Genomic DNA, 14,301 nt, shown 5'->3' with positions numbered 1-14,301 from the left:
CCCAATCTTTCGGGAGACTCATCATGATTCGATCCCTGCCGCAGCGTGTGCATGGCTGGCTTGACGGCAGTCGTCAGCTCGACTTTATCGCCCCGCTGCTGCTTCGCCTGTTTCTCGCACCGGTGTTTATTTCTGCGGGCTTGAACAAGCTGCTGGCTTTCGACAGCACGGTGGAATGGTTTGGCAATGCCGACTGGGGACTGGGCCTGCCCCTGCCCTGGCTGATGGCCTTTCTCGCCGTTGCCACCGAGCTGTTGGGGGGTGTCCTCCTGCTACTGGGTCTGGCTACCCGCTATATCGCCGTACCGTTGATGGTGACCATGCTGGTGGCGGCGTTCGCGGTGCATTGGGACAACGGCTGGTATGCGATCGCCCCCTCTGACCCTGCCACCAGCATGTCGCAGCCGCTGGCCGCTATCGGCGTTCCCGGTGCCGAGGCCAGTTTGCAAAACAGCGAAGAAGTCAGCAAACGGCTGGACGCCGCGCGTGGCCTGCTGCAGGAGCATGGCCACTACAACTGGCTGACGGAAACAGGTCCCTTTGTGGTGCTTAACAACGGTATCGAATTTGCGGCCACCTACTTCATCATGCTGCTGTCGCTGTTCTTTACTGGCGCGGGACGATATTTGAGTGTGGATTATTGGTGGGCGCGTCGTTTTTGGGAATAAAGACGCTGCCCCCAAACCGGGGTTGATGACGGGCAGCGTCTCATTTGATTTATTCCAACACGATTGGCGCAGGTAGTGGATATTCTCGTGGCGCTCTTGGTGATTTGCCGCGATTGGTGTGGGGAAGTCGTTGCAGGAACAGCCTTTTGCCACCACGAGAAATAATCTCTCCGGACTTCACTTCCCCTAGAAGCTCGAGAGTGCGTATTGCTTGGCTGCGAAACTCTTCGAAATCAATGTCATTGGACGTGCGCATGGAAAGATAGTTGACGACTTTTCCATCTTTAATAGCAGCCCAGTATTTTCCGTAAGTTAATGTTTTGTCTTCCATAACTCAGTGTTTCCTGTTGTTGCTGTATAGGTGATCGTTGAGGTCGTGCCTCCGCAGTAGTTTGTTGTTTTCTTTAAGTCTCGTTGATCGCTTGAAGCAATAATTCTTCTACATAGCGCTTGTAGCGAAGATAGACCGAGGTCTGCTGTGGCTGGGAATCTGCCAGACTGAGCCGGTCGAGATAGAAGCGCCGCTGGTTGGGGAAGCGTTCCCGTAATTGGCTGGCGAGTCGTCGAAAGACGCTGTCGCCCTCATCGGCATGACACAGCAACTGATTATTCCAGCGCAGGTCGAAGACCGGTTTAGCGCCGGGCTTGGGGTGGGCGATGGCTTCCAGATAGAGTCCGGAGCGGGCGCGACTGGGTGGTGGCGGACAGTCCACAGCCTGCCAGCGGCCGTCCTGTCGCCGCAGAGAATGAAGCTGTACGCGGTGCTGACGGTTCTGCTCCTGCCGGCAGTGTTGGAGAAAGCCCAGCAATTGCTGCACCAGGCCTTCGGGGTCGCGGCTTTCGTTGGCGAGGTAGCACAGTGAGCCACGTTCATCGCGGACAAAAATGTCGACCAGGGCTTCACGCTGGTGAAGAAAAAGATGGCAGTCGTCGCTGTGGCTGTGGGCGACGATGGCGGCGAGTGCGGAATCAGGTACGCAAAACGGATCCAGGTGCAGTGGACTGAATTGCTCCTGTCCCCGCTCCAGACATTGGATCAATTCCGGGTAGCTGCTGAGTGTTGCCACATCCAGTTCATTGTTGCGCTGCCGGACAATATGAAATCCGTCGGCCAGTTTGAGAATGTAGCGACTGTTGGCATTCTGTTGAAAGCAGTTGTCGAGGCTTGTGGTGAGCTGTTGCAGGCGGTTGACGAGTTGATCGTCGGGATCGTTGAAACAGAGCATCTGGATAGTGGGGCTAACCCCGACGTGGTCGGCCGCGATGCGGATCTGGTGGTAAGCGCGAAGACTGTTGAGCAGAGTGTCGCTGCCACTGATTGCGGTAGCGGAGACTTCGCCCCAGCTGTTGACGACGACCAGTTCGGCGTTGGCGACGGGGTAACAACTGCGGTGCTGTCCGACGCCCTGGCTGCTGAGCTGCGACAGACTGTCCTGTCCTAGGTTGATACACAGCAGGACGTATTCCGGTGCTTTGGGGCGGCTGAAAACCTCGTGTTTGTCGGGGTCGGCGGCGGGCAGGCGGGCGGGCAGCGCTTTTTGTAGCCAGCAGGCCAGGCGATTGAGGTCGGATTCGGTAACACCGAGCTTGTGGCTGCCCAGTCGCAAGCGGCTGTTCTCCTGAACCAGTCCGTTGCACAGACACCAGCAGAGCAGTCGGCAGAGCTGATCGTCTTCCTTGAGCGTTGTTTCGCTGTGGAAGTCGTTGCGGGGGCTGCTGCTAACCACCCAGCGCCGACGATCGCCGAAGCCGATCGTGTAGAAGTACAACTGTTGCTCAGAAAGGTCGGGAGAGATGCCGGGGTTGAGCCATTCAATTTTGTTGCGCTTGCGTTCAAAGGCCGCATAGAGCTTTCGCCCCAGCAGGGTCATTTCTTCAGAGTTGATCAGCGCTGACTGCTGACTGCGCGCGGCAAAGTCCTGCAGAAATCGGTAGCTGTGGGTAAGCTCGGCCACCAGAAAACGGTGTTCGTCGCGGACTCGGCGCAGCTTCCAGCGGTGTCGGGTGTCGAGGTTGAGCAGCGTTTCAGACGGCCATTGCCACTCTTTTACCAGCGCTTCCAGTCGTGTTCGCCGGTCTGCCTGTTTACTGAGCCCGGGGCGGGAGAGGTGCAGGCCGGTTTTGAAGTAAAAAGCGCGGCGTACCAGCTCCAGTCGATCCTTTTCACCGCGCTGACGGAGATGCTGCTCCAGGCGACGGTAAACCATAATGTAGGGGTCCAACTCGTCGAGGTTGGTATCGCCCTCGTGCACTCGCGCTTTCATTGTCAGGCAGATGGCCTGCACATTGGGGTAGTCGCTGGCATAGGCTTCGGTCAGCAGCAGTTTCAGCAGGGCCTTGTACGGCGAGGCGATCGCCTTGTAGAGCTGCCAGACACCTGCGCCGATAAACTCCCCGGCGGGAATCGCCGCTACCCCGCCGAAGTCGATACTTTCGTCCGGACCGACAAAGTTCTGCACGTGCAGCAGCGCGGTATATTCCGGGTAGTTGGCCTCCTCATCGGGGGGCACTAGCCACCAGATCGGGTAGCGGCCAGCCAGCAAAATGGCGCTGCGGTAGAACTCATCCAACAGCAAATAATGCTGACTGGTGCCGGTGCCGTCAGCGCTCAGGCGCTCGCGTTCTCCCCGGCGGAATTGCTCGCTGTCCATCAGAAAGAAGTGCAGGTCCAGACCGAGGCCCGCAGCCCATGCCGACAGCGCATCGGCTTTGTCCTGCAATTGTTGCAGGGCGCTATGGTCGAGGTCGCTGCGGTGGCAGAGCCAGATATCGAGATCGGAGTCCTCGGCCTGAGCGATGCTGCCGCAGGAACCCATCACAAACAGGCTGTGGATGTGGGTCGTGCCGTCATGGGGGCGGTAGCTGAAGCCGCTGGACAATGATTGTCGGGCGCGGCCGAGCAGCTGCTCACTGGGCTGGTAGCCGTCGATACCACAGGGAGTGTGGCGGCTCACGTAGCCTGGCAGTGCGGGATGGTTGACGTGCAGCAGCAGCGGCACCAGATCGAAGAGCAGGCGTTGATGTTCCTGCAGTGCGGTGCGATTGCGCTGCAGGCGGGCGGTATTAAGTTGCATGAAGCGGGCGCGCAGCTCGGCAATGCGGTGTGGATTGATTCCGCGGTCGAAGAGTTTGGAAAGTGCCTCGCGTCCTGGCATCACTGTTGACCTTGAGCCTGAGGTCTACACTGTAGCCTGCCACGTGCTCGCTGTCATGAGCGGTGCAAGAGCAGGTGGCCCTGCGTATCGACGCGGCCCCGCCAGCCCGGCGCCAGCCAGGTTGTGGCGACGGCCTCGGTGATCAGTGCCGGACCGTCGATCTGTTGCCCCACCGCCAGTGCCGGGCGGCTGTAACAGGGTACGGGCGTATCGATAAAGGCCACTGACTGATACCGGGGTGGTTCGGTCGGCTGCGGTTCAGGTGTCGGCAGTGCTGTGACAGCGGCGGGGGCACGCAGTGCCATGCGTAAATTGACCAGTTGTACCGGCAGGGCAAGGTCGTGGCCATAGCGCTGCTGGTGGGCTCGGTGAAACTGGGCGGCGCAGTCGTTCAGGTCGCCCTGATAGGGAATATTCAGCGTGTAGGATTGGCCTTGGTAGCACAGGTCCAGCGATAATTGTGTGTGGATTTGCTCCGCGGTCACGCCCTCGGCCAACAGCGCGGTTTGCCCTTCGTTGAGCATCTCGTCGAGGGGACGTTGCAGTGCTGCTGAAGTCAATGCTGCCAGCGGTTGACTGAGGGTGCGCGAGAGCTGGCGTTCTCGCGGGGCCAGCAACATCCCCAGCGCCGAGAATACGCCGCCGTGGTTGGGGACGATCACCTCCCTGCTGCCCAGGGCTTCCGCCAGCTCGCAAATGTGCAGGCCGCCGGCGCCGCCGAAGCAGCACAGGCTGAAGGCTTCCGGATCGAAGCCGCGCTGAACGGATATCAGCCGCAGCGCGCGCACCATGTGCTCGTTGGCAATCGCAATAATCCCGGCGGCGGCCTCTTCCGTCGCCATACCCAGCTCTCCGGCCAGCGCCGATACAGCGCGGTGGGCGTCGTCGTAACGCAAGCTCATGCTGCCGCCCAGTTTCGCGTTGGCAGGCAGGCGACCGAGTACGACATTGGCGTCGGTCACCGTTGCCTGTGTGCCGCCGTTGCCATAGGCGGCGGGACCGGGGTCGGCCCCGGCGGATTCGGGGCCGACCTTGAGCAGTCCACCGTCATCGAGACTGGCAATGGAGCCGCCACCGGCGCCAATGGTGTGCATATCGACCATGGGCACGGCGACGGGATAGGGCCCGATTCGGCCCTCGCTGGTCAGTGCAATATCGCCATTGATCAGCGCGACATCGCTGGACGTTCCGCCCATATCGAAGGTGATAAGCTGTTTTTTGCCGATGTTATGCCCAAGTTGTCGGGCGGCGGCCAAGCCCCCGGCGGGGCCGGATAGCAGCAGATTCACCGCGCGGTTACCGGCATTGTGGGCATCGGTTGTGCCGCCGGAGGATTGCATGATCGACAGCGGCGTACTGCGCAGCGCCACTTGCAGACGTTGAAGGTAGCTCTGCACTTTGGGGCCCAGCCAGGCGTTCAGCCAGGTTGCCATGCCGCGCTCGTACTCCTTGTACTCGGGCAGGATGGCCGACGAACGGGCACAAAATACACCGTCAGGCATGGCCGCTTCGATGGCCTTTTCGTCCTCGTCGTTGAGAAAGGAGAACAGTAAATTAATGGCGACAGCGTCGACCTCCAGCGCGTCGACGGCGGCGCGCAGCTCGGCCAGCTGTTCCGCGCTGATTTGCTGTAATACCTGGCCCTGCGCATCGACACGGCAGTCGGCTTCAAGGCAAAGCTCGGCCGGAACAGGTGTAGCCTTTGCGGCGGGGCGAAGTGCGTAGAGCTTTTCCCGGGTCTGGCGGCCTATGCTCAAGAGATCGGCGAAGCCGCGGTTGCCAATATACGCGGTACGCACACCTTTACCTTCCAGCGCGGCGTTGGTGGCGACGGTGGAACCGTGGACCACGGTCAGGCTGCCGTCGGCCACGCGGGCATTCAGCCCGAGGGCGGCAATGCCCTGCAGTATGGCCTGCTCTGGCTGCGCCGGGGTGGACAGGCATTTGTGCAAGGCAATGTGCTTGCCATCGACGAGAATAAAGTCGGTGAAAGTGCCGCCGGTGTCGACGCCGAGATATGCTGTGTCTGCCATAGTCTGCTGTTTGTCAAAAAAAGCCATTGTCGCGGTTGCAGCGGCAGATGTCATGATCTCTGGAGGCGTGTCGCAGACATAAAAAAGGGGCCTGAAAGGCCCCATAAAATCGGTGTCATCGTGTTAGTCCACTGCCGCCCATTTCGGCAGTTTCCCGTAAAGTGATGTCACCCGTCCCAAAAACGCAACGGTGCGATCACGCATCCATCTGAATTGCGTTACTCCGTATCGTGCGGTTGGCTTGGTTTCTCTGCGCCGCCAGCAGGTTTGGTGCCGAGGGCGGGAACCAGTGAGTGCCAGGCGACCAGCACTACCGCGAACGCGAGTAAAAATAGTCCGGGAGTCATATCGGTATACCTTGAAAATCTGCTCGGTAAATCAACCACAGTTGTCCAATGTGATTACGTTATCCGAACGCGAGAATTTTGGTATACGCAGATGCCGCAGTCTCCGCAGAAGATTGTTACATGCCTCTGGCGAAGCGGCAAGCGACTTCGCCAGAGCGGGGACGGGCTTACCAGCGGTAGCTGGCTTGCAGTGCAACCGTGCGTGGCGCATTGATCAGCGCGTGGTGCGTGGTGGCGCCGGTAACCGTTTTGGCGGTGGGAGCGTCTACGCCGTACAGAACCACCAGTTCATCACTGAGGTTCTTGCCGAGCAGGGCCAGTTCCCAACTGCCGTCGATGGCTGATACGGCGACTCGGCCGTTGTACTGGATATAGGCCTCCTGCTTGATGCGATTATCCATGTTCGGCGAGGGGTGGTATTCGTCGGTGAAGATGGCATCGATATTGGCGCGGAACATCAGCCAGTCGCTCAGAGGACGCTCGTAAGACAGCAGCAGATTGCCGGAATAGTCGGCGACGTACTGGTTGGTCTTGCCACTGAAGTCGCAGTTCACGCCATTGGGGTTGTCCGGTACCTGGTCTTGAATACAGGTGCCGAAGGCATGGTCGAGAAACTCGAAGTCGAGGAAGGCCAGGCCCCCGGCGAGTATCAGGTTCTCGGTCAATGCCAGGCGGCCATCCAGCTCGAGACCTTGTGAGATCGCGCTGGCGGCGTTGCCCACGTTAAAGCCGAGGGTGCCATCGAAGACGCTGACTTGCAGATTGTCGAATTCGGTGCGGAACAGGGCCGCGTTCAGCTCGGCGGCGCCGTCCAGTAGTGACGTTTTAAAGCCCAGCTCGTAGCTCAGCGCTTCCTCTTCTTCAAATTCGAAGCTGCCGATCAGCACCTGTTGGTTGGTGGTGAGGGCGTTGGGGTTGACCGGCGTGGGGTCGGCGCTGGGGGAGGCGTTGGAGCGCGCATCGAAGCCGCCAGACTTGTAGCCTCGGCTGGCTGAGAAGTAGGCCATCAGCGTGTCGGTGGCGTCCCACTGAATATTGATCAGCGGCGCAAACTGCACTTCTTCGCGCTCGCCTTTCAGGCTGTGGCGCTCGGCGCCGAAGCTGACGGCCGCGGCGGTATCCACTTCTCCGGCGGGCTGCACGGTGCCGTCTTCGAAGGTGAAGTTGAAGTCGCGTGAGCCCTCCTTATTTTCCCATGTCAGGCGGCCACCCAGCGTCAGGCGGAACTCGCTGCTGACATTCCAGGTAGATTGCAGGAAGGTTGAGGCAATTTTCGACTCGCTGTAGAAGGTGCGGGGGGTGCGGATGCCGCGCAGCGCGTTGCCGGCGTCGCCGATACCGGCGATTTCGAAGGCGCTGGATGCACCTGCCAGCGGATCATAGTCGCCGCGAGCGCCGCCTTCGATCAGGTCGGCAGCATTAACCAGTTGCGGCACGATATCAGAGGGGAGGTACAGTGAATCGAAGAAGTCCAGCTCGCTGTACTGCAGGTACAGGCCGCCGATAAATTCAAACTCTTCGCCAGCGGGCGAAATCCAGCGGAATTCCTGACTGAACTGTTTGTATTCTTCCTCGAACTCGACCTGGAACAGCGGAGCGCCCGTGAAGTCGCAGTCGCAGTCCTCGTCGTATTCGTAGCCCATGATGCCGGTGATCGAGGTGAACTGGTGGCCATCGCGGTACCAGTCGACGTTGGCGGTAAAATTGTAGGTGTCGTTGTAACTGAAGTCGCCGTTGCTGTGGCGTTTGCGATCGGCAGTGTTATTCAGTACGCCGGAGTCGGAGTCGATATCGACCAGCGCGCCGCTGCCTTGTAACTGCAGGGCGTCCAGCAGAAATTGCGGAAGGATACCGACCAGCCCGCCCAGTCCGCCGAGATCGGGGAAGACGGTGCGGTCCATAATCTCACCGTAGGTGCGGCCATTAAACAGGAAGACGTCGTCGGTGGAGGGCTCGTTGGTGATGATTTCAGAGGTGCGGCCGATGACATCGAAGGAGCCGGATTCAATTTTGAAATTGGCGACAACGTCGTCGCTGACATCCCACAAAAGTTTAAAGCGCAGGGTTTCCTCGTCGCGCTGGGCTTCGTCGCGGTCCAGTACGAGGTTCTCCATGTAGCCATCCATTTCGCGTTTACGCGCGGCGAAACGGTAGCCGAAGCGGTCGCTGATCGGGCCGCTTAATACCAGGTCGACAATGCGCTCATTCAGCTCGGGCTCGTAGGTCAGCTGAACATTGCCTTCGAAGTCCTCGGTGGGATCGGCGGTCTTGATATTGATGGCTCCGGCAATACTGTTTTTGCCCAGCAGAATATTCTGTGGACCGCGCAGCACCTCTACTCGGGACAGGTCAAGAAACGGCGCGCGGGCGAGCTGGGCGCGGCCGTAGTAGATGCCGTCGACATACATACCAACGGATTGCTCAAAGCCCTGGTTTTCACCGGAGCCGATACCGCGGATGTAGATGTCGGTGCCAATGCCCGACTCCGACATGGTGAAGTTGGGCACATAGGCTTGCAGGTCTTCGATTTTGGCGATGCCCGCCTCCATCATCTTTTCACCGCCGATGGCACTCACCGAGACCGGCACATCTTGCAGACTTTGCTGGCGCAGTTGTGCCGTAACAACGACTTCTTCCAGAACGGGGCCGGCAACGGCTGCGCCGGAAACAAGCAGGGGAAGCAGCGATGAAGCTGCGCGGATACGAATTTTCATTGATGACCCTCTGAACCGCTTGCGCTACCCGCTACTGGCCAGGGGTGCGCTTTTTGTTATGGATGCAAGACGTAAATACAACGAGGTCTTTACTCGGGAGCGACCCAAATAACGACTTAACTATGTATTGTCGCGCGCGGCCAAGGCTCGTGCATTGGCTGCTGTAGGGCTTATAGCAGATATTTCGGTCAATGGGAGATGTTGTGGCGGGCCGCGTATCGGCCCGCCACGCTAGAGTCAGGGGCGCAAGGGGCGCAGATCGAGGTTTTGCAGAGAGTGGTCGAAGGCATCGGTCAGCATGCAGTCGTAGCGCATGGCCTCGTAATCGCGGAGAACCGCGGCTTCTTCCTCAGTGATAAGACCTTCAGCCACTGCGGCGGTGACCCGGGCGTCACGGTTGGTGCCGCTCAGACGGCTTTCCGCTTTCAGGAAGCGCTCGTAGAGCGGCTCAATGTCGAGCAGGTGCCGATAGGTTTCCAGTACTCGTCCCACCGATTCGTCGGCGTTGTGGCTGACGTAAACCTTGTCTGCCAGCAGCTCGCGTACGGCCTGAGGTTGCATGATCAGCTCGCCCAATTGGCGAATCTGCTGATCGTCAGGTGCTTTGGCGGCGTCGCCAAAGGGGAAGAACAGGCGTTTCAGCACGGGGCCGAGGCCCGGCACCGGGAAGTTGGCATACAGGGCGTTCAAGGCTTGCTGGGCTGCGGAAAAACAACGCTGCAGCGCGTAGTCGGCGTGTGCAATGGCCGCATCGCTGTGGGGCTGGCTGTGATGGAACTTCAGCAATGCAGATGCGATCACCAATTGGCTGTGAACGTCGCCCAGCCGTGCTGACAGCATCTCCCGGCGCTTGAGATCGCCCCCCAGACTGACCAATACCACGTCAGCAGTGGCGGCAAAGGCCGCGGCGAAGCGCTCCATCTGTCGATAGTGTCTGCGCAGTGTTTTTCCCTGCCCGGCTGTACTGAGTCGTCCGCCGGAGAAGCCCAGCAGCATAGCGCGACTGACATTGCTCGCGGTGTGGCCGAGGTGAGCGCTGAACAGGGCATCGAAGCGCTGGGGCGCCTCGGCACTGTCGTCGTTGAGCAACAGCATTTCATCGGCAAGGAAAGGGTGACAGCGGATGGCGCCCTGTCCGAAAATCATCAGCGACCGCGTGAGAATATTGGCTCCCTCGACGGTAATGGCGATGGGCACGGTCTGGTAAGTGAGGGCCATAAAATTGCGCGGCCCCATTTGAATGCCGCGTCCGCCGAGGACATCCATGCTGTGGTTGACCAGTGTGCGCATCATTTCGGTGGCGTGACACTTCGCCATGGCAGTCAGCACGGAGGGTGCGCCGTCGGCCAATGCTCGGGTGACAAAGGCGCGGAAGGCTTCGAGGGTGTACGCCGAGGCCGCGATTTCGGCAGTGGCCTCCTGGACGCCCTCGAATTTACCCACCGGGATGCCGAACTGGCGGCGCAGGCGCACATACGCGCCGACACTGAGATAGGCCATTTCGCCAGCCGCAGTCGACAGCGCGGGTAAGGAAATGCCCCGCCCGGCACCCAGGCATTCCACCAGCATTTGCCAGCCTTTGCCGATGTAGTCTTTGCCACCGATCAGCAGCTCAAAAGGAATGAATACATCGCGGCCGGTAAGCGGGCCGTTCATAAAGGCGGCGCCAGGGTTGTGGCGGCGGCCGATATCGATGCCCGGTAAATCTGCCGGCACCAGCGCGCAGCAGATACCCAGGTCGCTGTCGCCTTCCAGCAGACCGTCGGGGTCGTGCAGGCGAAACGCCAGGCCAATCACCGTGGCAATGGGGGCGAGGGTGATCCAGCGTTTGGAAAAGCTGAGTTTGATACCCAGGGTCTCTTCTCCGCGATACTCGCCCTTACAGACTTCGCCGTAATCGGGAATCGCCCCGGCATCAGAACCGGCGTCGGGACCGGTCAGGCCGAAGCAGGGGATTTCCTCGCCGCTGGCCAGGCGCGGCAGCCAGTACTGCTGCTGTTCCGGGGTGCCGTACTTCGCCAGCAATTCGCCGGGCCCCAGTGAGTTGGGCACCATCACGGTTACAGCCGCCACACTGGAGCGGCTGGCAATTTTGCTGACAACCCGGCTCTGGGCGTAGGGACTGAAGTGCAGACCGCCGAATTCCTCGGGGATGATAAGACTGAAGAAGCGTTTTTCTTTAATGAACTGCCAGACCTCTTCCGGCAGGTCTCTCAATTCGTGCTGAATCTGCCACTCATCAAGCATGGCGCAGAGCTGCTCGGTTTCATTGTCGATAAAGGCCTGCTCGCGCTGGCTGAGCGTCGACAGCTCAATATCCTCAAATTGCTGCCAGTCCGGACGACCGGAAAACAGCTCTTTCTCCCACCAGGTGGTGCCGGCCTCCAGCGCCTCGCGCTCGGTGTCGCTCATTTCGGGCATCATTTTCGCGAGGGTGCGCCGCACCGGTTCGCTGACCAGTCGCAGCCGCAAACCATCGTGCAGGACAACGGCGAGGGCGGCAAACAGCAGGATCAACCAGACGGGATGCAGCAGCGCATCCTCGATGCTGCCTGCCAGCAGCCAGCTCAGGGCAAAAATGATGGCACCGCGGCGCCGGGGTAAACGCAGGCTGAAAACAGCCAGCAGGGAAACCGCTATACATAGAACGGCAATAATCGTGTCCATGACGCACTCCTTTTTGGGGCTCTACGGCATTGGTAGGGGCAGAGATCAGTTGTGCCTACCAGCCTATGCTTTCTGACCCTGCTTTGCACAGGGTCAGATCACAAGAAGTGTGCGGTTGAGGTAATGCCTGTGCTCAGGAACGCCAGCTGAATGTCGCGCCCCACACCACGGGCATGCCGGTATAGCGGCCAATCGTATCGAGCTGGTTGGTGACGTTGTTGTAGTAATACTCGTCGGTGATGTTGCGTCCCCAGAGCTGCAGTGACCACGGTCCGGCAAGTGGCGAGACGCCGATGCGGGCATTGATAATGGTGTAGTCGTCCATGAAGAAACGCGGGTCTTTTTGCAGCGAGGCATTGGTTTCGCCGCGATAGCTGAGGTCGCCGCCCAGACTGAGCTGATAGCGATCAGTCAGCGGCAGGCTGTAATCGACAATCAGCGAGTATTCCCACTGGGGGCTGTAGTTAAAGGGTTTGCCGCTGAAGTCGAACTCGTCGCCATTGCGGTCGCCGCTGATAAACTCTTCCACCTCGGTGTCCAGGTAGGAGGCTTGCAGCGCCACAAACAGACCGGTGACTGGGTTCATCTTCAGGTCGAGTTCAGCGCCGCGTACCGAGGATTTGGGCGCATTGCGCAGTACCGGCAGCGCACCAAAAATCGGATCGCGGAAATTAGTGACAAGCTGTTTGTCTCGGTAGCGGTAATCAAACACCGAGGCGTTGAACTGGATACGTTCCAGCAGGCGGAGCTTGGCGCCGACTTCGATGGCATCCAGACGCTCCTGAGTGGCGGGCGCGTATTGGGCGGAGTCGGAAATATTAATCAGCGGGAAACTGCCAGATTTGTAACCCCGGCTCAGGCCCACAAACAACAGCTTGTCGGCGGCAAATTCCCAGTCCAGTGCGATGCGACCGGAGATATTGTCTTCGTGCAATTCACCGAAGAAGCGGCCGGGACGGCGGGTTTCGCTGTCCAGCGTAAAGCAGCCGCCGCGCTCGGCGGTGCCGGGGGCGTAGCCGGCCATGGGTGCCTGCAACAGGCTGATCAGGCTGATGGCGTTGGCCAGGCCGATACCGCGGTCCTGAGCCCCGGGTGCTTCCTGGTCTGCGCCGGGATCGTCGCCTACATCCACATCCCTTGAGCAGCCATTGAAGTCGCGCAGCTCGTCGGTGTAGCGAGCGCCCAGCGTTAATTTCCACGCTTCCGCGAAGCGCCATTCGGTGTGAGCGAAAATGGCAGCGACCTCTGCCGTTTGCGTGCCCCCGAAACCGGAGCGGTTATCCAGCAGGGCAAAGCCATCGCCCAGCAGACCGCCCAGCGGACCAACGGGAAAGACGATGCTCACATTCTCGTGATGCAGGCGCTGAAATTCCTCGACTTCATCCTCGCTGTAGTTCAGGCCGAGCTGCCAGAAAACGCTGTCGCCAAGATCGCCGGAAAAGCGCAGTTCGGCATTATAGAAGTCGGTGGTGGCAAACACATTGCGCTCGGTATTAACGGTATCCAGGCCCGACTGTGGGATGAAGCTGCCATCGGACTCAAACTGACCTGCTGATAGCAGCAGGACCATGTCACTGCGTTCACCCAGCCGGTAGTCCAGGCGCATGCCTCCGGAGACGAAGCGGTCATTAAGCCGAAAATTAAGGCCATTATTGGGCCAGTCGGCCGCTTGGGCGTCGGTCGTGTCGGGATCGTTGACCGGGTAGTTGGCCACATCCGGGTGCAGGGCGAATTCGCCGAGAATGGCATTCTGCGATTCGATGGCAATGACCTGCAGGGCTTGAGGCTCGGAGCGGTCGCGCCAGCCGTTGAGATGCAGGTTCAGCGTCCAGTCTTCGCCGCCTTCCCAGCGCAATAACAGCCGTGCGGCATCGCGGTCGACTTCGCCGAGACGGCTGTAGCCGAAGCGCTCGTACTCATTGCCGGGGTCGCGACCGGTTTTGCCATTGTAGGCATCGCTGCCCGCATAACGGGTGCGGCTGCGCTGCCAGCCTTCGCCGGATTGCGTTGTGGTGTAGGCCAGACGGGCAAACAGGGTATCGGTGAGCGAGCCGGAGACAAAGCCCTCAACCGAGGTGGTGTCAAAGCGGCTGTAGCTGATATCGGCGCCGTACTCCAATTCTTCGCCGGGCTTGTTGGCGATGTAGTTAATGGCGCCGCCGGTCGTGTTGCGGCCATACAGCGTGCCCTGTGGCCCTTTGAGCACCTCTACCCGAGCCAGATCAAGGTTGCTACCCTTACTCATTACCGGAAACGGCAGGTTAAATTCGTCGACGTAGACGCCCACGGTGGCACTGGCTGTCTGGCTATTCTCGTTGAAGCCGACGCCGCGCAGGGTGTAAATGGGGACGTTGAACCCGCCATCGGCGTAGGAGAAGCCGGGCAGCAGTCGCCCTAGGTCGCGGGTGTCGGTGATGCCCAATGCGCTGAGATCCTCGCCTGTGTAGGTCGCGATGGCCAGAGGAATACTGTTGGCCCCCTCTTCCTTTTTCTGAGCGGTGACAACAATTTCTTCAATGCTCAGGCCGCGATCAGCGGCGTGAGTGAGGCCGGGCGCAATAGCCGCAGCGAGGCCTGCAGCGCAGGCGCGAGAGATAAAACGGGTCACAGCGAGTCTACCTTGGGCGTGTAAGACACTGACGAGCAGCGAAAAATGCGCAGATGCTAGCAAACTGTGCTGTAGCGCTGGCGGGTTTTTCTATACTGATGCGTTATAT

At 59.8% G+C, this 14,301-nt stretch carries 7 protein-coding genes; 1 reads left to right on the top strand and 6 read right to left on the bottom strand.

Going from position 1 to position 14,301, the window contains the following annotated elements:
- Positions 1–23 precede the first annotated feature (23 nt).
- Positions 24–668, top strand: a complete 645-nt coding sequence (locus AC5DB9_RS08655) for an HvfX family Cu-binding RiPP maturation protein (RefSeq protein ID WP_272991475.1) — start codon at positions 24–26, stop codon at positions 666–668.
- A gap of 49 nt (positions 669–717) precedes the next feature.
- On the opposite strand, the gene AC5DB9_RS08650 is transcribed toward AC5DB9_RS08655, so the two are convergent.
- The 6 genes from AC5DB9_RS08650 to AC5DB9_RS08625 form a co-directional block, all read right to left on the bottom strand.
- Positions 718–999 (bottom strand): hypothetical protein, encoded by a 282-nt coding sequence (locus AC5DB9_RS08650; RefSeq protein WP_272991474.1) that lies wholly within the window; start codon positions 997–999, stop codon positions 718–720.
- A 73-nt stretch (positions 1,000–1,072) separates the two neighbouring features.
- Positions 1,073–3,823, bottom strand: coding sequence for a class I adenylate cyclase (locus AC5DB9_RS08645; protein WP_272991473.1), 2,751 nt, complete (start codon positions 3,821–3,823; stop codon positions 1,073–1,075).
- Between the two features lie 53 nt (positions 3,824–3,876).
- Positions 3,877–5,856, bottom strand: coding sequence for a hydantoinase/oxoprolinase family protein (locus tag AC5DB9_RS08640; RefSeq protein ID WP_272991472.1), 1,980 nt, complete (start codon positions 5,854–5,856; stop codon positions 3,877–3,879).
- A gap of 514 nt (positions 5,857–6,370) precedes the next feature.
- The gene (locus AC5DB9_RS08635; RefSeq protein WP_022958764.1) at positions 6,371–8,917 is read right to left on the bottom strand and encodes a TonB-dependent receptor; all 2,547 of its coding nucleotides are present in this window, start codon (positions 8,915–8,917) and stop codon (positions 6,371–6,373) included.
- Between the two features lie 237 nt (positions 8,918–9,154).
- Positions 9,155–11,584: an acyl-CoA dehydrogenase gene (locus tag AC5DB9_RS08630; RefSeq protein ID WP_272991470.1), complete on the bottom strand. Its 2,430-nt coding sequence runs from the start codon at positions 11,582–11,584 to the stop codon at positions 9,155–9,157.
- 133 nt (positions 11,585–11,717) lie between these two features.
- A complete protein-coding gene (locus AC5DB9_RS08625) occupies positions 11,718–14,192 on the bottom strand; it encodes a TonB-dependent receptor (protein ID WP_272991469.1) in 2,475 nt (824 codons plus the stop codon).
- Positions 14,193–14,301 lie beyond the last annotated feature (109 nt).

The sequence above is a fragment of the Spongiibacter sp. genome, assembly GCF_984394615.1.
This window is presented reverse-complemented; position numbering and strand designations above follow the sequence as displayed.